16 protein-coding genes and 2 pseudogenes are annotated in these 21,724 nt (G+C 45.5%); 6 read left to right on the forward strand and 12 right to left on the reverse strand.

Annotated features, from left to right (window positions below):
- The first annotated feature begins 32 nt into the window (after positions 1–32).
- The 5 genes from AB0A83_RS03440 (at position 33) to AB0A83_RS03460 (ending at position 3,228) form a co-directional block, all read left to right on the forward strand.
- Positions 33–452, forward strand: a complete 420-nt coding sequence (locus AB0A83_RS03440) for a DUF3465 domain-containing protein (RefSeq protein ID WP_150046748.1) — start codon at positions 33–35, stop codon at positions 450–452.
- 153 nt (positions 453–605) lie between these two features.
- Complete coding sequence (locus AB0A83_RS03445; protein WP_367155406.1) at positions 606–1,796, forward strand: cytochrome D1 domain-containing protein; 1,191 nt, start codon at positions 606–608, stop codon at positions 1,794–1,796.
- On the forward strand, positions 1,793–2,251 hold the full coding sequence (locus AB0A83_RS03450; protein ID WP_190303235.1) for an Lrp/AsnC family transcriptional regulator: 459 nt from the start codon (positions 1,793–1,795) through the stop codon (positions 2,249–2,251). The genes AB0A83_RS03445 and AB0A83_RS03450 overlap by 4 nt, the downstream gene beginning before the upstream one ends.
- Positions 2,244–2,792, forward strand: coding sequence for an AsnC family transcriptional regulator (locus AB0A83_RS03455; RefSeq protein ID WP_367155407.1), 549 nt, complete (start codon positions 2,244–2,246; stop codon positions 2,790–2,792). The genes AB0A83_RS03450 and AB0A83_RS03455 overlap by 8 nt, the downstream gene beginning before the upstream one ends.
- Positions 2,785–3,228 carry an Lrp/AsnC family transcriptional regulator gene (locus tag AB0A83_RS03460; protein WP_150046752.1) on the forward strand — a complete coding sequence of 148 codons (444 nt, stop codon included), beginning with the start codon at positions 2,785–2,787 and terminating at the stop codon, positions 3,226–3,228. The genes AB0A83_RS03455 and AB0A83_RS03460 overlap by 8 nt, the downstream gene beginning before the upstream one ends.
- 11 nt (positions 3,229–3,239) lie before the next feature.
- Here AB0A83_RS03460 and AB0A83_RS03465 read toward each other — a convergent pair whose 3' ends face one another.
- The 6 genes from AB0A83_RS03465 to AB0A83_RS03490 all read right to left on the reverse strand — a co-directional run bounded on the left by AB0A83_RS03465 (position 3,240) and on the right by AB0A83_RS03490 (position 10,007).
- Positions 3,240–4,226, reverse strand: a complete 987-nt coding sequence (locus AB0A83_RS03465; protein ID WP_150046754.1) for a UDP-glucuronic acid decarboxylase family protein — start codon at positions 4,224–4,226, stop codon at positions 3,240–3,242.
- A gap of 189 nt (positions 4,227–4,415) precedes the next feature.
- Complete coding sequence (locus tag AB0A83_RS03470) at positions 4,416–5,288, reverse strand: NAD-dependent epimerase/dehydratase family protein (RefSeq protein WP_150046756.1); 873 nt, start codon at positions 5,286–5,288, stop codon at positions 4,416–4,418.
- The gene (rfbH, locus tag AB0A83_RS03475) at positions 5,285–6,946 is read right to left on the reverse strand and encodes a lipopolysaccharide biosynthesis protein RfbH (RefSeq protein WP_367155409.1); all 1,662 of its coding nucleotides are present in this window, start codon (positions 6,944–6,946) and stop codon (positions 5,285–5,287) included. The genes AB0A83_RS03470 and rfbH overlap by 4 nt, the downstream gene beginning before the upstream one ends.
- A 182-nt stretch (positions 6,947–7,128) precedes the next feature.
- Positions 7,129–8,238, reverse strand: a complete 1,110-nt coding sequence (rfbG, locus tag AB0A83_RS03480) for a CDP-glucose 4,6-dehydratase (protein WP_150046761.1) — start codon at positions 8,236–8,238, stop codon at positions 7,129–7,131.
- On the reverse strand, positions 8,235–9,008 hold the full coding sequence (rfbF, locus tag AB0A83_RS03485; RefSeq protein ID WP_150046763.1) for a glucose-1-phosphate cytidylyltransferase: 774 nt from the start codon (positions 9,006–9,008) through the stop codon (positions 8,235–8,237). The genes rfbG and rfbF overlap by 4 nt, the downstream gene beginning before the upstream one ends.
- 150 nt (positions 9,009–9,158) lie before the next feature.
- Positions 9,159–10,007 carry a hypothetical protein gene (locus AB0A83_RS03490; RefSeq protein ID WP_150046766.1) on the reverse strand — a complete coding sequence of 283 codons (849 nt, stop codon included), beginning with the start codon at positions 10,005–10,007 and terminating at the stop codon, positions 9,159–9,161.
- Between the two features lie 421 nt (positions 10,008–10,428).
- On the opposite strand from AB0A83_RS03490, the pseudogene AB0A83_RS03495 reads away from it, so the two are divergent.
- Positions 10,429–11,760 (forward strand): annotated as a pseudogene (locus AB0A83_RS03495) (IS1380 family transposase).
- Between the two features lie 297 nt (positions 11,761–12,057).
- On the opposite strand, the pseudogene AB0A83_RS03500 reads toward AB0A83_RS03495, so the two are convergent.
- The 6 genes and pseudogenes from AB0A83_RS03500 to AB0A83_RS03525 all read right to left on the reverse strand — a co-directional run bounded on the left by AB0A83_RS03500 (position 12,058) and on the right by AB0A83_RS03525 (position 21,472).
- Positions 12,058–13,145 (reverse strand): annotated as a pseudogene (locus tag AB0A83_RS03500) (IS5 family transposase).
- Between the two features lie 224 nt (positions 13,146–13,369).
- Positions 13,370–16,657: a glycosyltransferase gene (locus AB0A83_RS03505; protein ID WP_150046770.1), complete on the reverse strand. Its 3,288-nt coding sequence runs from the start codon at positions 16,655–16,657 to the stop codon at positions 13,370–13,372.
- Between the two features lie 547 nt (positions 16,658–17,204).
- Entirely contained in the window at positions 17,205–18,161 is a 957-nt protein-coding gene (locus tag AB0A83_RS03510) for an NAD-dependent epimerase/dehydratase family protein (protein WP_150046772.1), read from the reverse strand.
- Between the two features lie 11 nt (positions 18,162–18,172).
- Positions 18,173–19,366, reverse strand: coding sequence for an NAD-dependent epimerase/dehydratase family protein (locus tag AB0A83_RS03515; protein ID WP_150046774.1), 1,194 nt, complete (start codon positions 19,364–19,366; stop codon positions 18,173–18,175).
- An 11-nt stretch (positions 19,367–19,377) separates the two neighbouring features.
- Complete coding sequence (locus tag AB0A83_RS03520; RefSeq protein ID WP_367155410.1) at positions 19,378–19,902, reverse strand: hypothetical protein; 525 nt, start codon at positions 19,900–19,902, stop codon at positions 19,378–19,380.
- Between the two features lie 160 nt (positions 19,903–20,062).
- Entirely contained in the window at positions 20,063–21,472 is a 1,410-nt protein-coding gene (locus AB0A83_RS03525) for a hypothetical protein (RefSeq protein WP_367155411.1), read from the reverse strand.
- Positions 21,473–21,724 lie beyond the last annotated feature (252 nt).

The following is a 21,724-nucleotide window of genomic DNA, read 5'->3' on the forward strand; positions in this document are numbered from 1 at the left end:
ATCACTAAGCTTTGTGCCGCGGGAGTGGCGTTATGAATAGTTTTGCTAGAGTGTTGATAGGGGCGCTGGCCATCAGTGCGGTTTTGTCGGTGCCAGTAGGTGCGGATAGCGCTTTAGCACCGGAGCAAGTGGTTGCCCAAGCCTTCCAGTCGCATCGTAGCGATTTTCAGATCCAACTCAAGGGCACCATCGTCAAGCGCTTGCCCGACGACAATCAGGGTAGCCGTCATCAAAAATTCATTGTTAGGTTGGCGAACGGACAAACATTGCTGGTAGCGCATAATATCGATCTGGCCCCGCGGGTCGAAAACCTGAAAACCGGCGATAGTGTCGAGCTGTTCGGAGAATACGAATGGAGCGAGAAAGGCGGCACGCTGCACTGGACTCACCGGGACCCCGCGCAACGGCATGCGCACGGCTGGATACGGCATAACGGCCGGCAATACGATTAGAAGCGCAGGAATGCCGCGCGGCTAGCGGACTATGTTTAAGGTTATGGATTACTCTGAAATGGCAGGCGCTCGAAAGACTAACGACATAGCCACGTTGACTTGCATTGGCCGTGCTTTCATGCGCGTTAGCTTATAAATGATTAGGCGGCAACGATGACATTACGCATAGGGAAAGTTTTACTGGCGGCGCTCTGGCTAACCGGTGCTTCGGCCTCTGCCGAGCCTCGCGGCAGCGGCGATTTGGGCGTGATTATCGAACGCGAAACCGGTAGCGTGCAGATCGTCAACACCAGCCGGCCGGCGATGCTGAGCCGTATCGAAGGTTTGGGCGATTTATCGCATGCCTCGGTGGTATTTTCCCGCGATCAACGCTACGCCTACGTGTTCGGGCGCGACGGCGGCTTGACCAAGATCGACTTGCTGCAGGACGTGATCGACAAGCGCATCGTGCAAGCCGGCAACAGCATAGGCGGTGCGATTTCCCAGGACGGCAACGTCATTGCGGTTTCCAATTATGCTCCGGGCGGGGTCAAATTGTTTGCGGCCGATAGTTTGGAACAGCTTGCCGACATACCGGCTGTTTACGGCGAGGATAGTCAAAGCGAGGATAAGTTGTCCAAGGTAGTCGGCTTGGTCGACGCGCCCGGGCAACGCTTTGTTTGCAGTTTGTTCGATGCCGGCCGGATTTGGTTGATCGATGCCCATAATCCGCGCCACCCGCAGTTGCAGGTCTTTAAGGATGTCGGCAAACAGCCTTACGATGCCTTATTGACGCCCGATGGTCATTTTTATGCCGCAGGGCTTTTTGGAGAAAAAGGCTTGGCTTTATTGGATTTATGGCAGCCCGAAATCGGCGCTCGGCACATTTTGCAAAGCTACGGCAAGGATGACGAGCAGTTGCCGGTTTATAAGATGCCTCATCTGGAAGGTTGGGCGCAAGCCGGCGACTGGTTGCTGGTTCCGGCGATGGGCCAACACGAGGTTTTGGTGATCGACAAACGCAACTGGGAACTGTACAAGCGCATACCGGTAGCCGGGCAGCCGGTGTTCGTAATGGCTAGACCGGACGGACGTCAGGTATGGGTCAATTTTGCTTTTCCGGACAATCAAACCGTGCAAGTGATCGACGTTAAGGATTTTAGCGTGATCAAAACGTTGAGCCCCGGCAAAGCGGTGATGCATATGGAATTCACGCCGCGAGGCGAACGGGTTTGGCTGGCCTTGCGCGACGAGGACAAGGTAGCGATTTACGATACCGAAAGCTTTGCGGAAGCCGCCGCCTTAAATGCGCGCAAACCGAGCGGCGTGTTTTTTTCCTCTCGCGCCCATAAAATCGGCTTATGAAACTTTCGCCCTTGCATAAGCGGCTGCTAAACGATTTTCAGCAGGATTTTCCGCTGAGTTCCGCGCCGTTTAACGAAATTGCCCAGCAGTTAGGTGTTGACGAAGAACAAGTGTTAGATGCATTTGCGGAATTGACCGAGTGTAATGCCATTAGTCGCATAGGACCCGTCATCACCCCAAATGCAATCGGAAAAAGCGCCTTGGTGGCTATGGCTATTCCTGATCACGATTTGGAGCGGGTTGCCGCCGTCGTCAGTGCGATACCCCAAGTCAATCACAATTACGAACGGGAAAACCGCTTCAATTTGTGGTTTGTCCTAATTGCCGAAGATAAAAACCGGTTGGACGAGCTGGTTGCGCGCATTGAATTGCAAACCGGCTATTCGGCAATGGTTCTGCCGATGTTGGCCGATTATTTCATCGACTTAGGCTTCGAACTGGATTTGCATGATTGAAGATGCTAAAGATTTCGCGTTGATTGCTGCAGTGCAAGCCGGTTTGCCTGTTGCGGCCCGGCCGTACGCGCTGATCGCCGAAAAGATCGGTTTGACGGAAGGACAGGTGCTGGAGCGACTACAGCGTTTACGCCAATGCGGTTTGATCAAGCGCTGGGGGGTGGTTGTGCAGCACCGAGCACTGGGTTACCGGGCGAATGCGATGATAGTGATGGATATTCCCGACAGTCAGGTGGATCAAGTTGGCCGGCTTATCAGCCGCTACGACTGCGTAAATCTCTGTTACCAGCGACCGCGTTACCCAGGCGTTTGGCCGTATAACTTGTACTGCATGATACACGGTAAAAGCCGGGATGCCGTTTGGGTTCAGTGGCAACACCTACAAGACGAGTGCCAATTGCAGGCCTATCCGTTCGAAATGTTGTTCAGCGCTCGCTGCTTCAAACAGCGCGGTGCACAATACGCCCGATTAAACCAAGGAGCGACAAACGGCGCCAATCCGCAAATTCCGGCCTCAAATCCGGTCGCCGCTTATGGATGAGATAGACCGGGCCATTCTGAACCGGCTGCAAATAGGTTTCCCGATTTGCGCTTCTCCTTTTTTAAAGGTTGCAGAACAACTGGGAGTGGACGAAAACGACTTATTGCTGCGGTTGCAACGAATGCAGGCCGACGGAGTACTGTCCCGGTTTGGTCCCATGTACCACGCCGAGCAGATGGGCGGCGCGCTTACTCTAGCGGCGCTTAAAGTCCCCGAGGAGCGTTTCGACGAAGTGACCCGCATCGTCAACAGTTTTCCCGAAGTAGCGCACAATTACGCGCGCAGCCACGCATTGAATATGTGGTTTGTACTGGCCAGCGACCAAGCCGAGCGGCTAGCGGAAGTCATTGCCGCAATCGAGTCCGCTACCGGCCTTAGGGTGTACGATATGCCGAAAAACCGCGAGTATTATGTAGGACTCAATTTCGCCGTGTAACGGCAAGCCGGTCAAACCGCGTCGTCGGCGGTTAAAAGGTCATCGAAATAAGCTATCGTTTTGATCAAGCCTGCGTCCAGGTTGACGGTAGGTTGCCAATCTAACCATTCCTTGGCTTTGCTTATATCCGGTTTACGCTGCATCGGGTCGTCCTCGGGCAACGGTCGAAATACCAATTTGGAACCGGTGCCGGTGAGGTCGATGATTTTTTCCGCCAATTGCCGAATGGTAAATTCGCCGGGGTTGCCAAGGTTGATAGGGCCGGGGCATCGCTGGTTGCTAGCCGGGCCGGGCTGCAAATTCATAAATTGGATAAACCCGTCCACCATGTCGTCGACGTAGCAAAAACTGCGGGTTTGTTGACCATCGCCATACAAGGTAATGTCCTGACCGCGTAAGGCTTGGACGATAAAATTACTAACCACCCGCCCGTCGTTGGGATGCATCCTGGGACCGTAGGTATTGAAAATACGGACTACGCGAATATCCAAATTGTGTTGGCGGTAGTAATCAAAAAACAAGGTTTCGGCACAACGTTTGCCTTCGTCGTAGCAACTTCTGCTGCCGATGGGGTTCACATTTCCCCAGTAACTCTCCGTTTGCGGATGTACGGTCGGATCGCCGTATACCTCGGAGGTGCTGGCCTGAAAAATTCTGGCCTTCAAACGTTTGGCCAAGCCCAACATATTGATTGCCCCGTGTACGCTGGTCTTGGTGGTCGCTACCGGGTCGTGCTGATAATGTATAGGGCTGGCCGGGCAAGCCAAGTTGTAGATCTGATCGACTTCGATATAAAGCGGAAAGGTTACATCGTGACGTAGGAATTCGAAGCGCGGATTGTCGAATAAATGTTCGATATTGCGTTTAGTGCCGGTAAAAAGATTATCCACACAGACAACTTCATCCCCGTTATTGATGAGCTGGTCAATCAAGTGTGAGCCGAGAAATCCGGCACCGCCGGTAACTAATATCCGTTTACGAGGGTTGTATTGGCGCATGAGAAAGTATTGGCTAGTAAAACTTAATGTCGCTTAGTGCTGTTGTATGTGTTTGATAGTAATCTAAAGATAAGGAATTGAGTCAAACAAAGAGTTGGCTACTATTATTAGTAAGTTTTAATCGACTTTGGTGTGAGTTTTTTCGACCCATCTTGTAAATTGCGCTAGCATTTTATGGTTATTTTGTGGCTATATTTTTTTCTTTTCGTAATTAATTAGCTCCATCAATCCCTGGATAAGATTGTGTTTGGTTTTCCAGCCGATTTTATTCAAAATAATGCAATTTGCTACGCTCTCCATAGATTCGTTTTCCCGATAAGGTAACGCGCCAAACTTTAAGATAGAACTAGAGTTTGTAAGCTCGTGAATTAACTCCACTAGTTTTTTAATGCGTATTCCCTCACCGCTGCCAAGTTCTAGTTCGCAATAATTGTCATTGATTCTTTGATAGTTTTCCAACAAACTAAGGTAGGCATTTGCAGCATCAGTGACATAAATAAAATCACGTTTTTGTTCCCCTCTTGTTAGATTGATACAGTCTATGTTGCGTAAGCATTCGTTAATTATGTATGTGACAAACTTAGTATTATCATCCTTGGGGCCGTAAATGTGTTCTAGTTTTATATTAAAAATCTTTGTATTAGATGCGGATTTTTTTAACCATTCGCTAAACTGATGCTTTGATAGCGAGTAGGCGTTAACGGTTTTTGGTAAGGCTGTATCAGTATTGAAAAAGGTTTTAGCGTTATATTGATTGGCTAATTCCAGTAGCTTTAAAGGGAATAATAAGTTGGTTTCTATTAATGCACTGTTTAACTCTGAATTGCGGCCGTAATTAGTTGCTGCATGGATGATGTGAGAAATGCCGGATTTACTTTCGAATGGCCGGCTTAGTTCGCTATTAATGTTAAACCAATTAATAGAAGAGCGTATTGCTGATACGCGCCAAAAGTCACTTGATTCTCGATAATATGCTGCAACTTGATAATTATGATTCAGTAGCACTTCTGCAATATGACTACCGAAAAAACCTGTTGCCCCCGTGATTAAAACAGATCTCATGATTGAAAAAAGGCCTTTAGTTCGCTGATCATAAAATCGAGCATTTCTTTATTCAGCATGGGACCTAAACCTATCCATAAGCTATTGTTCATGACTAAATCGGTATTAGTCAAGTTGTCGACTATGCGGTGTGGCTGATTTTCAAAATACGGTTGCCTAATAAGGTTGCCGGCAAATATTAAGCGCGAGCCTATATTTTTACTATCTAAATGTTGTAATAAGTCAACTCTTTTCTTATCGGCATGTTCTCGAATGGTTATGGGGAAACCAAACCAGGATGGATTACAATTTTGTGTTGCCTTGGGAAGGATGATTTTATCTTTTAGGTCGTTTAGGGCGTTATACAAATATGAAAAGTTCGCACGACGTTTTTCGATAAAAGCTTCTAATTGATCCAATTGTGCTAATCCAACGGCTGCTTGCATGTCGGTAATTTTTAAATTATAGCCAACATGCGAATATGAGTATTTGTGATCGTAGCCTTTGGGCAAATCTCCTAATTGCCAACAAAAACGCTTGCCACAGGAGTTGTCTTCTCCCGGCGCGCAATAACAATCACGCCCCCAGTCTCTAAATGATTCAATAATTGGTTTTAATATACCACTGTTAGTAAATACTGCCCCTCCTTCACCCATAGTAATATGGTGAGCTGGATAGAAGCTAAGTGTGCCTATATCCCCGAAAGTACCGACATGGTATGATTTGCCGATTTCGATAGGCTTTCCCTTATAATCGGTAAGAGCTCTACTTGGGGAATAAGTCGTACCTAATGCATCACAGCAGTCTTCTATGACCCATAAATTGTGTTTACGTGCTAAGTGTATTATTTCATCTAGGTTAAATGCATTGCCCAATGTGTGAGCCAGCATAATTGCCCGTGTTTTATCGCTGATTGCGGAAGTAATTTTATCTGTATCTATATTGTAAGTACCTAATTCAACGTCGACAAAAACAGGAATTAAGCCGTATTGAAGTGCGGGGTTAACAGTGGTTGGAAAGCCTGCTGCAACTGTAATAATTTCATCACCTGGTTTTAGCGCTCTATCGCCTAATTTTGGGGATGTTAGTGCAGCTAAGGCTAGAAGATTTGCCGAAGAACCGGAGTTAGTGGTTAATAAATGTTTAACTCCTATAAATTGTCCTAACTTTTTTTCAAAAGCCTTGTTGAACCTGCCTGTTGTTAACCAGCCATCCAGAGACGACTCGACTAATAATGTTAGCTCTCTATCGCCGAGTACTTTTCCTGAAACAGGAATGTGTTGTAGGGTTGGTGTAAATGGTGTGGACTTATATTTTATTTCGCTAAATGCAGGAATATGTTGTAATATTAATTGGCGGAATAAATATTCTAAAAATCTATCGGTGAGTCGAGATATTTTTTTTATAACAATGTTCTGGTTTAAACGAACGTGCTGATTAATATGTAAATAACCGGAATGTGGTAACGGTGTGAAGTTGTTTTCATAATGTTCTGCTTCTAGCTTTATTGATGTCGAACTGCTATTCGAGCTTGCTGTAATAAAGGCAAATATAATTTCACCATATTCGTCAGCGGAAGATAATGCTAGCGCAGGGCGTTTTTGCCGGCTAGCCAGGTTATCAAATGGAAACGGCAACAAGCAGATATCGCCACGTTTAATTGAAGTTTCAAAGGTCATTCCAGATATCCTCGGCAGCATCGGCTAGCACAGATTGAGCGAACCCTTGCTGGGGCTGTCGTATTGCTGTTTCATCAGAAAAAGGTACTCTCTCTTGAGTAACGGGTGAAATTCGGATTTCGATTTGTTGATTAGAGAATTCGGGTAACACTAGCAACAAGTTCCCGTTTTCAGGGACAGTTTTAATTAGTATTTTTGTGCTCATAATGTTCATTTCCTAGAGTTGTCGCGGATTGCTGGTAAGCTGCGATTTGAGCTAAGCAAAATTCTTGCATATTATTGCCGGTAATTTCGGCTTTATGCCAATCAACAATTGCTTGTAACGCTGTTGTAAGCGACCACGCAGGTTTCCAGTTCAATAGGGAATTTGCCTTGCTGCAATCAAGCTTTAAATAATGGGCTTCATGCGGATGACTGTCATTGTCAATTTGCCACGGAGTGTCCGAGCCCCATAATTCAGACATTCGCCTGGCTATCCATTCAACAGGTTTAGTGTCTTGATGGTAAGGGCCAAAATTCCAAGCCTCTGCATATGGAGCTCCTTCGCAATAGAGTTTTTCTGCCAGCATCAGGTAACCAGATAATGGCTCAAGTACATGTTGCCAGGGACGGATCGCGTGAGGATTGCGGATGTATATAGTTTGGTTGCGTTGAAGTGCTTTTATGATGTCGGGGATAAGCCTGTCTTCAGACCAGTCGCCTCCGCCTATTACGTTGCCAGCGCGCGCGCTGGCTATTGCAGTTCTATGCTCAGAATAAAGGTGGGTTGGGAAAAAAGAGTTACGATATGAAGAAATTAGCAATTCCGAACAGCCTTTACTACTGCTATAAGGGTCAAAGCCTCCCATGGGCTCGTTTTCACGATATCCCCAGTGCCATTCTTTGTTTTCGTAGCATTTGTCCGTTGTAATCATCACAGCTGCGCGAACGCTGTTTACTGATCTAATTCCTTCTAAGACGTGTAAAGTTCCCATTACATTAGTGGCATAAGTTTCTACCGGAGCTTGATAAGAATAACGAACTAGGGGTTGCGCGGCTAAATGGAACACAATGTCCGGTTGTGTTTGTAAGAATATACTTTTTACTGATTCTAAATCGCAAATGTTGCCGATTTCCGAATCAATGCTATTTGCTACTTTAGCGACTTCAAATAGTGAAGGTGTGGTCGCCGGTTCAAGTGCGAAACCAGTGACTTTTGCGCCTTGCTGCTTGAGCCAAAGTGCTAACCAACCGCCTTTGAAACCGGTGTGGCCGGTTAATAGCACGTTTTTGTTGTTCCAAAAATTAGTCATTGCCAGATTTTCCAGGGAGCGCTACCAGACTGCCACAATGATTGCAGATGAATTTTATCGCGTAAAGTATCCATGGGTTGCCAGAAGCCAGAGTGTTGGTAAGCCGCCAGTTGGCCGTCTTTTGCTAGTAGTTCCATTGGAGTTTTTTCCCAAATTGTTGAGTCGTCGCTAATATAATCAATCACTTTAGGCGACAAAACGAAAAAGCCGCCATTGATCCAGCCCCCGTCCCCCTGGGGCTTTTCTTGGAATCCTTCTATTTTGGTGCCTTTTAAGGCCAGTGCGCCGAAGCGACCGGGTGGTTGGGTAGCTGTTAAGGTGGCTAAGACTTTTTGTTCCCGATGAAATTTAATAAGTTTGGAAATATCAATATCTCCAACACCGTCCCCATAAGTAAAACAAAAAAACTCTTCGTTTTGTACATATTCCTTGACACGCTTCAATCGACCTCCGGTCATGGTTTTATCGCCTGTGTCAACTAATGTTACTTTCCAAGGTTCTGCCTTGCTTTCGTGGACGTGCATTTTATTGGATTGCATGTCGAAAGTGACGTTAGAAGTATGTAGAAAGTAATTTGCGAAATACTCCTTTATAATATAACCTTTGTAGCCGCAGCAAATAATAAATTCATTTATGCCATGTGCGGAATAGGTTTTCATTACGTGCCATAGTATTGGCTTTCCGCCAATTTCTACCATGGGCTTGGGCTTAGTGTCAGTTTCTTCACTGAGGCGAGTGCCAAGCCCGCCGGCTAGGATTACTGCTTTCATGATGTAGTTAAATAAAAGTTAAAGAGGATTGTAGGTAAATGCTTTTGGTAAATTTATATTTAATTATACGATAAGGTAATAAGCTTCGTTCAATGACTCTGCTTTAATGACTTGGTTAGTTGTAGCTGCTTGATACTAGATTTATCACTTTCAATCCCCATAGGCGCAATAAACAGGACATTTGGCAGGGTGTACAAGTCTAAGTCCTTTATAGTTAAATCTTTCGCCTGGTTTTGGCCAGAGTTTTTCACTATATACGAAAGTTTTGAACATTTCTGGGTAGTCGGTTTCCATATCTTGTCTTGCTACATTTGTTTTAATAATTTCAGAGCCAACAAATGCTTCACATAAGGGCCAGTACTTATTGGCTTGAATTTTATCCAATTGTTTTATATTTAAATTAATTTTTTCTAAAATTGAAGAGTAAAATTCCGCAATTTGACGTCTTTGAGAAAACAAATAATCAACTAATGAAACAGTGTAGCCCTGCAGCCCGAAAAGTGTCTGATACACGTTGTTTTGTCCATAGTAATGCCGAGCAGCTTCGAAATGTGGCCAATCAGCGTTGACGTGTCGGATAGTTTTAGAAAAAAACTCAATTGAATCAAATTTTACAAGATCAAAAAATTGGCTCCATGTGCCGCCGGCTAAAATAATGTCATTATCTATCTGTATTATCCAATCAGTTGGCTTTAGATCGGGTAATAATGTTCTTACTAAATACGTGCCATAGTCGCCATTCCTCCAGCTATTAATAGAGGCTGGTTCGAATGGTGTGACTGGAAGATTTAAATCTCGAAATGAGTCTGATGTGAAAGTAAATATGTCATTCTTTATTTCGTCAAATAAATATTGTATGAAATGTGACAGAGAGTTGTTTTCATTGTTTAGTAAAATAATGCATCTTGCAACTCGAAGGTCTGATTGGAGATCGAGCCATACATTTATATGCATTTGTGAAATGTAATGCGTTTTTATTATAAAATAAATGTTTGGCATGGTTAATGGCACTCGAGTTTTTGTGATTTATGTGGTATATTATCTGTGATAATAGTGTGTTGTTTTTTTATTTTAAGAATCGCGTAAAATAGATTTTAAATTGATGGTCGACGGAATTCATAGGTTTTGTGACTCCCTCGCGTAATTGTTCTTTCGACCGAGTGATGAATCGAAGCCAGTGGTGTTTGGCGTGTTTCCAGACGATTCGATCAGATTGGGCTCGGGACTGTAAGGTGGCAAATGAAGCAATATTAGGCGATGATCAGTCATTCGGTTAGTTTATCTGAGTCGAAGTAGTGATGCATCGTTGTGTTATTCCTGAATCCGTGACTTAACAAGGCGCATAAGACTCTATCATATTGATTTATAAGATATAATATTGGATAATACGCGCATTCCATTTTCACCCAGCGAGTGAGTCATGAAGCGGTTTATTCTGGAGCAGTCTGAAACTGAATTTTATACCAGCCATTCCGGTTTAGCCTTGGTCGGTTTATGTTTGAATCGGTACGGCCAACTGAATCAGGCCTTGGAAAAAGGTATTCCGTTGCGGCACGGTATTTCTCACGCCGATATGATCAAAAGCATTATTGGCACACTGTGCCTGGGCAAAAGCGATTTCGAAGCCATCGAAAACCATCGCGACGACGAGTATTTCAAAGCCGCTGGCCATTGATCAAGTGCCGTCCAGTGCCCGTCTCAGACAACGCCTGGATGAACACGCCTAGGCCCTATTGCCGATCGTTTATCAAAGCAACCTCGATTTTCTGGCCCATGCCCAGGTGCCGGTCACGCCGTTAGCCACCGGCCATGTCGCGCTGGATATCGACGTCTATCCCATGAACAACGAAAAAAACCGCAAGGAAGGCGTCTCCCGAACCTACAAAGGCTTCGATGGCTATTTATGCCCTTTAGGTATGCCTCGATTGCCCTGTATCTGGGCTGGTGCATCGGTAACGAACTGCGCGAAGGCAAGCAGCATTGCCAATACGAATTCCGCTATGCGCTGGAGCGTGGACTCGCCGCCGCGAAACGCTTGACCGCTTTGCCTTTGCTGGTGCACCTGGATGGCGGTCACGACGCGCTCGACAATCGCATCGACTTACACGATGCCGATAGGGTCGACTTCATCATCAAATGGAACCCGCGCAAACAGGATGCCGACGCCTGGCTGGCCTACGCCGAACAACACGGCCAGTGGACCCCGCCGCGCGACGGCAAACGGGTGGCGCTGTTTAGCGTCACGGATGAACAGACTCGACACGGCAAAACCTATACCTGCCGTCGAGTCATGCAAATGACCGAGCGCACCATGACGCCGCAAGGCCAATGGCTGCTGATGCCGGACATCGAAATCGAAGGCTGGTGGACCAGTCTGCCGACAACCGACTACGACGACGCCTCGATCATCGCCCTGTACCGCGACCATGCCACTGCCGAACAATTTCACAGCGAATTCAAGACCGATCCGGACATTGAGCGCCTCCCATCCGGCAAATTCGCCACCAACGATCTGATCATGACGCTCAGTGCTTACAGTTACAACATCCTGCGCTGGATCGGCTTGCTGGGCGAAGAAAGCCCGGTCAGACATCCTGCCAAGCGGCGCCGCATCAAAACCGTGGTCCAGGAACTCATGTATCTGGCCGCGCGACTCATCCGCAGTGGCCGCCGGCTCAAGCTGCGTTTCTCGCAGCTCTGCCCGGGCTTCATCGCCTTTGAAGCCACCTACGCCAAACTCGCCGCCGGCTAGCGACTGATTTCTAACCCTCAAAGCCCGCCACCTATCACTGCGTAAATACGGCAGTGAGCACATCGCTGCGCTTAAAATCCAGCCAATTTATCCATGCCTGGAAAAAACGCCTGCTAATAGGGTGAATTCTAACAGGGTGTTGAAATTTGCCTATATGCCTTCGGCTTCAAAACCATTTTTTGGTTTTGTTGGGCTTCTGGAAGCCCGATCACACCTCAAAAACCGGTTTTAGCCGGTTATATTCGCCCCGAAGGGCGTTAAATTCCGCCTTTTGGCGGATTTCAGGCGCACCACCGCCTAGGCGGTACTGTATCGCCAGCCGAAAATGGTACCCATGCGCGTCAGGTTATAGGCGGCAAAGGTAAAAATCGTTTGCGCGGCGACCTTCTTTAACCCCGGAACTTGGTTTGGCGTAGCGGGCCGACCGTCTTGGCCCAACCGAAGACTTCTTCGATCCGCTTACGGATTTTGAGACTTTTACGGTAACCGTCGTGCCGGGTTGTGCGACCGTCAATGGCGGAGCCTTTGTCTTTGCTGGCGACATGCGGCGTGACTTTGCGCTGGCGTAACTTGGCGACAAAATCCTGCGTATCGTAATTTTTGTCGGCGGCCAAGGTCGCGCCCGGTTTGTGGATCGTGCGTTTGACCATGGCATGGGCCGCCTCGCGTTCTGCGGTGCCGGTGGCCTGGGTGACTTCGACGTCGACGACCAAGCCATTACGGTTCTCCATCAAGGCATGACCGAGGAAAGCCAGCTGAGACTTGTCGCCCTCGCTCTTTTTGTACAACCGGGCATCGGGATCGGTGCGTGATGCGTGGGTTTCGTTACTGCGTTTCTCGCCTTTGAAGTTGACCGTGGGATTGCGGCCGCCGTCTTCCGGCGGCGGGGTCGAGCCGTCTTTCTTGACGAAACTCTTGTGCGAGGCCCAAGCTTGAATCAGCGTGCCGTCCACCGAGAAATGCTCGTCAGAGATCAGCTGTTTCCACTCCGCCAAGGCCAGTACCCGTTCGAAAAACAAACGACTGATCCGTTCGTTGAGCAAACGGTCGCGGTTGGCGCTGAAGGTCGAGTGATCCCACACCTCGTCATCTATCGTCAAGCCGACAAACCAGCGGTACAAGAGGTTGAAGTCGATATGCTCCACCAGTTGCCGTTCCGAACGGATGGAAAATAGCACTTGCAACAAACTGGCGCGCAACAAGCGTTCCGGCGGAATGGAATCTCGACCGCGACGAGCGTAGAGCGCGTCGAACTCGTCGTTTAGCGTGGCGAGCAACAAGTCGACCACTTGACGCAGCTTGCGTAGCGGATGCTTTTTGGGAATCCGGCTTTCCAGGGTTCGGTAACTGAACAGGTCTTCTTGAGTAATGTCGGCGCCGCGCATGGGGACAGTGCAATATATTGGAGATAGAACTATTTTATCATTTAGAACAATACTTTATGATTTACCAACACATCTGACTCAACTAGCCAATGCGGGTTACAGGGGAGATAAAATCAACAGCCTGCTAAGCCGTTACACTCGATTGCAAGGAATGTAATTTTAAATTCAGCCACTTTTGTAATAGTTTCCGAATAAAAGGGCTGACAATATTTGAAGTCACGGATTCAGGTAGAGTTCTGATCGATCATGCTTTTGAAAACAGCTTCGTACTTGCTCACGGTAACATCAGTATTGTGGTACGAACGAGCGGTTATGTGGCCACGTAATCCGTGTCTTAGTATATCGTCTGAGTGATGGAGTGCCCAGGCAAGGCCTTCCGCAAAATGACTTGTATCCTCATAGCGCGCAATAAATCCAGTATTCATATGTTCAACTAATTCGGGTACATTGCCAACGGGAAATGCTACGACCAGCGTGCCGGATAATAATGCTTCTGGAACCGTTTGAGGAGCGTTGTCTTCTCGTGATGGAAATGCAAACACGTCAGCTGCGGCGTAAATTAATGATAGCGCCTTTGGATCGGTGATATAACCCATATTATGCATAGGGATTCCTAAATCGAGGCTAGCTGCCCCAAATAATAATCCGCGTACATTGTTTGCTTGGCCTTTATTAACTAATACGCGAATGGCATCGACTAGAAGATCGCCGCCTTTTCGTAAGTTGTTCAATGCATCTGCGCCGAAGACGATAAATTTGGCATCAAATGGAAGGCCTAGTTTACTTCTCGCAACCAGTTTGTTGGTAGGATTAAAATCTTCAGACGGGATTGGATTTGCTATTACGCGTATGTCGCGACCTTTAAATAGCGAGCTTTCTTTTGCACAATCGGCTAGCCATTGCGAAGGGGAGACAATGTGAAGATTTTTTAACTGAGCATACGCCTTTTTCTTTGTGTGCCAAATTTCGTTGGCTAGGTGTTTGCTCTTATTTCCAAGCAATGGACAGTTGCCGCACTCATTGCGATATTGAATGCATCCTTCTGAATAATGACATCCCCCGGTAAATGGATTCATATCGTGTAGTGTCCATACTATCGGGCGATTTCCGGCGATAGTAGGTAAATTTTGTATATCTAAAATACCTATTATCCAATGAAGATGTATCACGTCAGCGTTGGAGATTATGTAACGCAATTTTTCAAGATCGGCAATGCTACCCGTTTTAGAGAAAAGTTCTCTAGCACTCAAGGTGTCAACGTCTTTTTGAGTAACCACGGCTACTTCCCGCCAACGATTTCTAATTTCGAGGTCCGAGCCAGATATAGTCGTCGGAACTTTGACAACATAGGGGGAATTAGTAGATTTGCGAAATATGGTCGCCAAATATGCCTGATGCCCCCGTTCTCGTAAAACTTCTACATTTCTAAGCGCTGAGATACCGGCTCCACCATGATCTTGTGTAGAAATTGCACATATAGAAAGTGAGTTTGCTTTAGGAGGTGGTGTATAAGGAAACTGCCGAAATCCGAATTCGAAAATTTCTCTGATTTTAGGGTTGCGAGTTTTTTCTAAGGTTATTCCGCCAGCTTCTTCGAATGCAGACTGTAAAGTTTCGAAGAATGTTTTATTTTGTTCAGTTGAGAAATTTTTTCTCATGTTTTCAAAGAACGGGACATTCCAATAGCTAAAAAGTAGAAAATCAGCAATATCGATAAATCCATGTTTCTTGAGTGTGTGCCAATCTCTTCGCCGCCATTCAATTTCGTCCATGTTTTTACGAAAATTGAAGGTATTCATTGCGCTTTTGGGATTGGCTAGATAATGATATACAACATCCGGAATAACGCTGATAGACCTCGCTGTGGTTAACGCATCTACAATAAATACGCTATCTTGTCCCATTTTCAGGTCTTCAGGCCAAAAAACTCGTTTTGCAAAAGAGCTTTTATAGAGGTATGACCAGTGGCCTTCGGTCGACTTTAAGAAATCTGGGTAGCTTTTTAGTGTTTGATTGACAATATGCTCACTTCCGTCATTTAGGCCTTTTCGAACAGCATTGGACTTTTGACCAGCAATTTGTTGTTCGTGAATAAACGAACCTTTAGTCATCTCGCTTTTGTATCTAATGGCATATTTGTAAAGTGTCTCAAGTGCATTAGGAGGAATTCTGTCATCCGGGTCAATGCTGAAAATATAATCGCCTTGTGCTAGAAAAATTCCTCTGTTTCTTGATGCCCCATGACCAGAATTTATTTCGTTAAAACGTCGCTGGATGCGTTTATCATTCTTTGCATATTCGTCGATTATTTTTTGTGATCCGTCCGTAGATCTGTCGTTAATACAAATAATTTCAAAATTTTTGAAGGTTTGCACCATAATGCTATCTAGGCAATTGGCAATAGTATCCTCACAATTAAATATTGGCAAAATAATACTTATTGCAGGATGAGTAACTTGTGGGGAGAAAGGTATGGTTTTTCGTAATGGTTTCTTATTTAAAACAGAAGAGAATGCATCCAGGTCGATGTTCTGCCAAGCATTATGTCCTTGATTCGCTCGATCAGTCACATAAGCGCGAGCTGATGCGCGAAATCTTGGAGACTTGTAATTTCTTGAGATTTCGCATAGTCTTTCAGGGGTAAGCTTTTCAAGCGTCATTATATCCAGTAGTGCGGTCATCGATATGCCTGGATATTGCTCTTCCAAAGCTCGACGACGCTCTTCGTATAATTGACTTATATTTGCACTTGATACACCGGATGTTCGGAAATTTAAAAGCGGTATCTGAAGTTCATAGTGGGTATACCCTTTCCAGAATAAATGAGCGGTAAAAATGCGGTCTGCAATTACGGCATAACTAGTGTCATAGAGTCCGACTTCTTCATATATTTTAGCCGCGATTAGCATCGTTTCGTGGCGGAGGGGCATTCTAAAGTCAACGGAAGCATCGAACGAAGAGCTTGGCTGAACTCTCATAAACTTGCCATTGCCATCGGTATAATTAGCCAGTGCCGATACGAAATCACATTTTTGTGTAAGCTGTGCTTTCATTAATAGTTCGAGCGCTTCCGGTTCGTACCAATCGTCTGAGTTGAGGAATATAATGTATTCCCCTAAGGCAAGTTCTAAACCTTTGTTCATTGCAGCATAAATGCCGCCATCCGGCTCGGAAACATAATAGTCAATGATATCTTCGTTTTGGAGAATAATATCTATAGTTTTGTCTTTTGAGCCGCCATCAATAATAATGTATTCAAAGTTATTATAGGTTTGCTGCCGTATAGATTGAATCGTTTGAGAGAGTGTGTTTTCTGAATTAAAGCATACCGTGACCACTGTAATGAGTGGTAAATTTGGTATTGATTTCTTAATCACGCCTTTTATTCGGCTGCCTCCATCGGATATGCGCTTTCCTGTATTGTCAGGGTAACGTAAAAACTTACCTAAAAAATTGTTAGAAGTTGCGAGATTGCGTTCAGTTTTTGGTAAAGTTTGTTGATTTGAATTCATTTCGGATCAGTTCTTATCGCTATGTGTCGCAATTAAAAGTCAGTTGCTAATTCGACAATCCGCAAGAATTAAGCGAACAAAAATTAGCAATGTGCTCCGTCTTCTAAAATGTTAGCCGGGGTGAGATAGTGCTCGGGCACTGGTTTATTATCGTTTTTGCAGAATATAGTAATCGTTTAATAATATTAAGCGATGAGCAAAAAATGCTTATTTCGAGCAAAGATAAGAGCTTTGCAAAAAGTTGGCGTGCATTTCAATCAATGTATTCTCGAGTGAATGCGCACAAACAAGTTCGCCGGACATGTCGACTTTTTGCTAAGCATTAAATACTATTTTATTCAGTAATAAACATAAAGCTCCAGACTATTTTTTAACGGGCCGGTAAAATATTGGTAATGCTATGTTGTTGATACAATATGTAACAAAAATTTTTTATCCTGTTTTTGTTAGCGCCTGAGTTATTAAATTTGACCGGCCTGTTTAAAGTTATATATGGCTTTTTCGACTTTTTGTAATTCGAAAAAGCCTAAGAAGCATCAAGCTATAATTATTGCTGGTTGGAATTTATATTCAGCCCGGATTTATACAGCTGAAACCACTTCCAAGTTGCGCTCATAGCATCTTCTATGCATATCGTAGGACAAAAGTTCAGTTCTTTTTGTGCTAGATCAAAATTAGCAAAATTTCGGTCCACCTCGCCCTTTCTTTTCGAATCAAAAAGAATCGGGTGTTCGAATGCGCCAGTAGTATCTCGAGCGATTTCTGCAAGTTCTTTTACAGAAACTTCGCGGCCGCTAGCGAGATGGTATACGTTGAACCCAGGCTTTTGAGCATTCAAGGCAGCGATAATGCCTCTGCAAAGATCGTCTACGAATAGAAAATCACGAGTTGCGGAACCGTCTCCGTATATGCAAATTGGTATTCCATCCATGATGGATTTAAAGAACGTAGTCACTGCGCCTTTCTTATGCCAACTTATAGGACCGACTACGTTTGCAAACCTTAAGGCGGTAATTGACATGTCGTAGGCGTTGGCAAAGGCGCAGCAATAACCCTCGCCAGCCAGTTTACTGGCGCCATACGGAGAAATTGGCCGAGGTACTGATTGTTCGTTCACCGGTGGGGATGCGTTGCCGATTAATGCCCCGCCGGTCGATGAGAATATGAGTTGTTGGATCCCGGCGCTACGGGCGGCGTTCAGTACCTTAAATGTGCCTTCGACGTTAATGGAAAAATTTTCTTCCGGCGAGGCGACGGACTCTACGACAGATCCGTAAGCGGCGAGATGGATAACGGCATCTTTGCCGGTGAATGCGGATGTTAAGGCTGCTTCGTCCCGTATGTCGGCCGTTATTATTTGATATGCATCGGGGGCGTCGAGATATTCAACGGCACCGCGGCTCAGGTTGTCGAGTATGGTAATGTTGTGTCCGGCAAGGCGCAGCATGGGCGCTAAATTGGCGCCGATAAAGCCGCAGCCGCCGGTGATTAGTATATTGGCCATCGTATTTCTCGTTAGCTTGCTTGCTCGCTGGATTGTTTGCGTTCGCTGTTCCAATAAGATACACAAAGTATTTTTGTGCGGTCGCAACGCGCGGCGTATTTTTTGGCAATGTCGGTTACTTCGAGTAGTAAGCCGTCTTCCAAGGTGGTTGGATTTAAGCCTAGGCTGAGGAAACACTTATTTTCGACATGCAGTTCGTTTTCGTCGGCTTCTTTACGCGGATTGGATAAATATGAGACTTGAGCGCCTGCCAATCGGGAAATCAGTTCCGCCAGCTCGCGCACCCGATGAGTTTCGGTCATTTGGTTAAAGATCATCACCTTGTCGCCGCGTTTAGGCGGGTTGGCTAAGGCGATTTCGATACATTTGACGGTATCGCGGATGTGAATAAACGCGCGTGTTTGGCCGCCGGTTCCGTGTACGGTAAGCGGGTAGCCGATGGCGGCTTGCATTAAGAAACGATTTAACACGGTACCGTAATCGCCGTCGTAATCGAAACGATTGATCAGGCGTTCGTCCATTGACGTTTCCGCGGTGTTGGTTCCCCAAACGATGCCTTGGTGCAAGTCGGTGATGCGCAAGCCGTCGTTCTTATTGTAAAACGCAAACAGCAGGGCGTCTTGCGTCTTGGTCATGTGATAAATGCTGCCGGGATTGGCGGGATACAGTATTTCCTGTTCGACCACGGCGCCGGTGTCGGTTACGACTTGAACGGTTAGATAACCTTCCGGTATTTTCATGCCTGCAGTGCCGTATCCGTATACGCCCATGGTGCCAAGATGGGCCAAATGTATGTCGCGGCCGGATTCGACAATCGCGCATAGGACGTTATTGGTCGCATTCAAGTTGTTGTTGACGGTATAACGCTTCTCTTTTGAAGACTTCATCGAGTAAGGGGCGGCACGCTGCTCCGCAAAATGGACAATCGCGTCGACTTCCTCGCTAATTATTAAGTCCAATAATTCGCGATATTGTTGAGAAACGTCAATATTGCAAAATTTTATGGTTTTACCGGTGATTTCTTTCCATGCCGCCAAGCGTTCGGATAGGGGTTTGATCGGGGTTAAGGACTCGACTTCCAAATCTATGTCTATCTTGCGGCGCGATAAGTTGTCTACGATAATAACGTCATGGCCTATATTCGATAAATGTAATGAGGTTGGCCAGCCGCAAAAACCGTCTCCACCTAATACCAATACTTTCATCCTGGGTTCTCCTAATTATTTGATTTTAAAGATTCGAGCAATAGCGCTCGGCATTGTAAGCAGTCTAGTTGGCTTAATAAGTCGTTTAAGTCATGTTGGTTTAAATTGAATCTAAAATGGGGGAGGAAGTTGTTTTCTTCGCACGAGCGGATGTTTGCGTAATAGCCAAATAGCTTTTGATTCGATGTCGAGCTATTTATATACTTTGGGTTGCTATAAATGCTGCTAATGCTTTCTATCTGGTTAATCGATATTCCTAGCTCTCGATTAAGTATTTCTTCTATGCTTGTTTCAATCGTGTCGACATGGGAAAATCGGCCGCCGGGAAAGTCCAGGGTTTCAATGCCAATACCAGGCCTGAACGTTTTGTCAGGAACCAGAATTTGCTTGTTTTGGATCGGGATAATAATGACCGAATCAGCGGAAACGGTACGCCAATAATCGATCAACCGGTTGTTTGGGTCTTGCCATCTCTCGCCTATCAGCTCTATCCACGGTGAGCTGAAAGAGGCAATTTTTGCAATGTAAGTCCACATGTATAAGCTAAAGCACCGTAAGCGGCCGCGCTAGTTGGCGTAGTCTTCAGCCACGGCAGGTTTGTAAGAGCTAACAGGTTGTACAGCCTTCACCCTATTCGCTGTGTGGGTGTCGCTGCGGTAGGGCGTGATTTCCGGCATGAATACGTATCGAACTACATTATTGCAATGCGATATTATCATCATAACTCAATAATTTGCAAACCTCTTTGAAATTCGCCGAGTTATTTACCTCGTTGACGAAATTCAAATCATAAGCGCGCCTGGGGCGTTCCGAAATAATATCTCCTTTGCGTCCGCTGTCGCCGGTGAGTTTGAATTGCGAAAACGTGTCTGTAAAGCCGGGGTCGAAGCGAATAGATAGTTCGCGGCACATATCGAACATAATCTTGTTTGACTGTTTCACAAAATCTTCATATCTAAAGGTCTTTACATTAGCATGATCGCGTAAAAAATTAAGGTACCTAATGCAATATTCATCGAAATTGGGAGGAGAAAAGTGTAGCCATTTGTTTTCACGAAGACTCAGGTAACTATCAATAGGATTTCTGACGGTAACAATTGATTTAACGAGATAGTGTTCGCTAAGTATATTGTCCAATAAAACCTCATTGCGTGCTTTGTCGCCAGTCAAATAGATGCTGTGCGTGTGTTCTCTGAGTATCAGGCATTTATTGGTTTTTGATAATTGCTCTAATATTAGTCCGATGTCGTTGCAGAATATATCCTTAATTAATTCTCTATCGAAAGCACCGTCGGACTGGTGGAGTATCGATATGATGTCTCTCGGCTGAAATGTAGGATTTTGCGGTTTGCTTAAACCTAACCGGCTAAACGGATCAATTTCGCTTAACAATACCGTATCAGGTTGTGCGGCCAGACACTTGGAAAATAATGTGCCGCCAGTGCAGGAAAAGTGATGAATCACTCTGACTATGGGCTTTGACGTTGGTTTTTTTACGGCTCGATTGTGGAAGTGAATCTCCGTTTCGCTGACGACGTCAGAACGCCAGGAAATTCCTAGACGCTTAAGTTCAGTGTTTATTCTGTCCCTATAATCGGGTTCTTCGTCCGTATCGATCCCGTTAAGCGCTGCCGCAAAAAAATTTAGGGCACGATCATTATGGTTAATTAACGATTCAGTTTTGCCTAAGGTATTATATACACCGGAGATCAATATTCGGAAAAGAAACAATCTGTCGCAATGCCATTGGTTGGCAGCGTCGATGAGTTGTTGAGCGTATGTTTTGTTGCCAAGTTGTAAATATCCCGCTGCGACTAAAACGGCTAGTTTTGCGCGCTCAGGGTGGTTATTAATGGTTTCAAATTTAACTTGCGTCAAATTTTCCCAATTTCCCACGCGCCATTCGTCTTGTATTCCGGCTAGGATATTGTCCGAAGCAAATCCTGTTTCAGGAGAGTTGTCGTTAAGGTCGCTGGCGTCTGCAAGTAAATTCCTTTCAATAGCTGTGGAAGGGGTGGTACCCATATCGGTAATAGCACTTACTTCGGAGAGCCCCTCTGCTTTAACTGAATCGAATCCAAATAATTTTTGCAAGGCTTTAAACATAGGAAATTATAAAACTAAGCCGGAATCAATGTGCTTGCTTCAACAACACGGTAGCTATTATATATTTATAGTTTGGCGCTAATAGCTTTGGAGTCATTCCTAAATACTCACATATCGAATTTGTTGGGAATATTGATGTCATCTAGTTGTTTTTGCTTAGTTAGGCTGTAACTGTTTAGCTATATATTTCGTAGAATCGCGACTCGCGTCGCTGCTGCATCTTCACTTGTTGCATACTATCGGTATTCCTGC

The sequence above is a fragment of the Methylomonas sp. HYX-M1 genome (genome assembly GCF_040741385.1).
Taxonomy (GTDB): Bacteria; Pseudomonadota; Gammaproteobacteria; order Methylococcales; family Methylomonadaceae; genus Methylomonas; species Methylomonas rhizoryzae.

What these genes read in the sequence shown, in the direction of transcription:
- AB0A83_RS03440 (WP_150046748.1), top strand. Translation starts at nt 33, where the DNA reads ATGAATAGTTTTGCTAGAGTGTTGATAGGGGCGCTGGCCATCAGTGCG.
- AB0A83_RS03445 (WP_367155406.1), top strand. Translation starts at nt 606, where the DNA reads ATGACATTACGCATAGGGAAAGTTTTACTGGCGGCGCTCTGGCTAACC.
- AB0A83_RS03450 (WP_190303235.1), top strand. Translation starts at nt 1,793, where the DNA reads ATGAAACTTTCGCCCTTGCATAAGCGGCTGCTAAACGATTTTCAGCAG.
- AB0A83_RS03455 (WP_367155407.1), top strand. Translation starts at nt 2,244, where the DNA reads ATGATTGAAGATGCTAAAGATTTCGCGTTGATTGCTGCAGTGCAAGCC.
- AB0A83_RS03460 (WP_150046752.1), top strand. Translation starts at nt 2,785, where the DNA reads ATGGATGAGATAGACCGGGCCATTCTGAACCGGCTGCAAATAGGTTTC.
- AB0A83_RS03465 (WP_150046754.1), bottom strand. Translation starts at nt 4,226, where the DNA reads ATGCGCCAATACAACCCTCGTAAACGGATATTAGTTACCGGCGGTGCC.
- AB0A83_RS03470 (WP_150046756.1), bottom strand. Translation starts at nt 5,288, where the DNA reads ATGAGATCTGTTTTAATCACGGGGGCAACAGGTTTTTTCGGTAGTCAT.
- rfbH (WP_367155409.1), bottom strand. Translation starts at nt 6,946, where the DNA reads ATGACCTTTGAAACTTCAATTAAACGTGGCGATATCTGCTTGTTGCCG.
- rfbG (WP_150046761.1), bottom strand. Translation starts at nt 8,238, where the DNA reads ATGACTAATTTTTGGAACAACAAAAACGTGCTATTAACCGGCCACACC.
- rfbF (WP_150046763.1), bottom strand. Translation starts at nt 9,008, where the DNA reads ATGAAAGCAGTAATCCTAGCCGGCGGGCTTGGCACTCGCCTCAGTGAA.
- AB0A83_RS03490 (WP_150046766.1), bottom strand. Translation starts at nt 10,007, where the DNA reads ATGCCAAACATTTATTTTATAATAAAAACGCATTACATTTCACAAATG.
- AB0A83_RS03505 (WP_150046770.1), bottom strand. Translation starts at nt 16,657, where the DNA reads ATGAATTCAAATCAACAAACTTTACCAAAAACTGAACGCAATCTCGCA.
- AB0A83_RS03510 (WP_150046772.1), bottom strand. Translation starts at nt 18,161, where the DNA reads ATGGCCAATATACTAATCACCGGCGGCTGCGGCTTTATCGGCGCCAAT.
- AB0A83_RS03515 (WP_150046774.1), bottom strand. Translation starts at nt 19,366, where the DNA reads ATGAAAGTATTGGTATTAGGTGGAGACGGTTTTTGCGGCTGGCCAACC.
- AB0A83_RS03520 (WP_367155410.1), bottom strand. Translation starts at nt 19,902, where the DNA reads ATGTGGACTTACATTGCAAAAATTGCCTCTTTCAGCTCACCGTGGATA.
- AB0A83_RS03525 (WP_367155411.1), bottom strand. Translation starts at nt 21,472, where the DNA reads ATGTTTAAAGCCTTGCAAAAATTATTTGGATTCGATTCAGTTAAAGCA.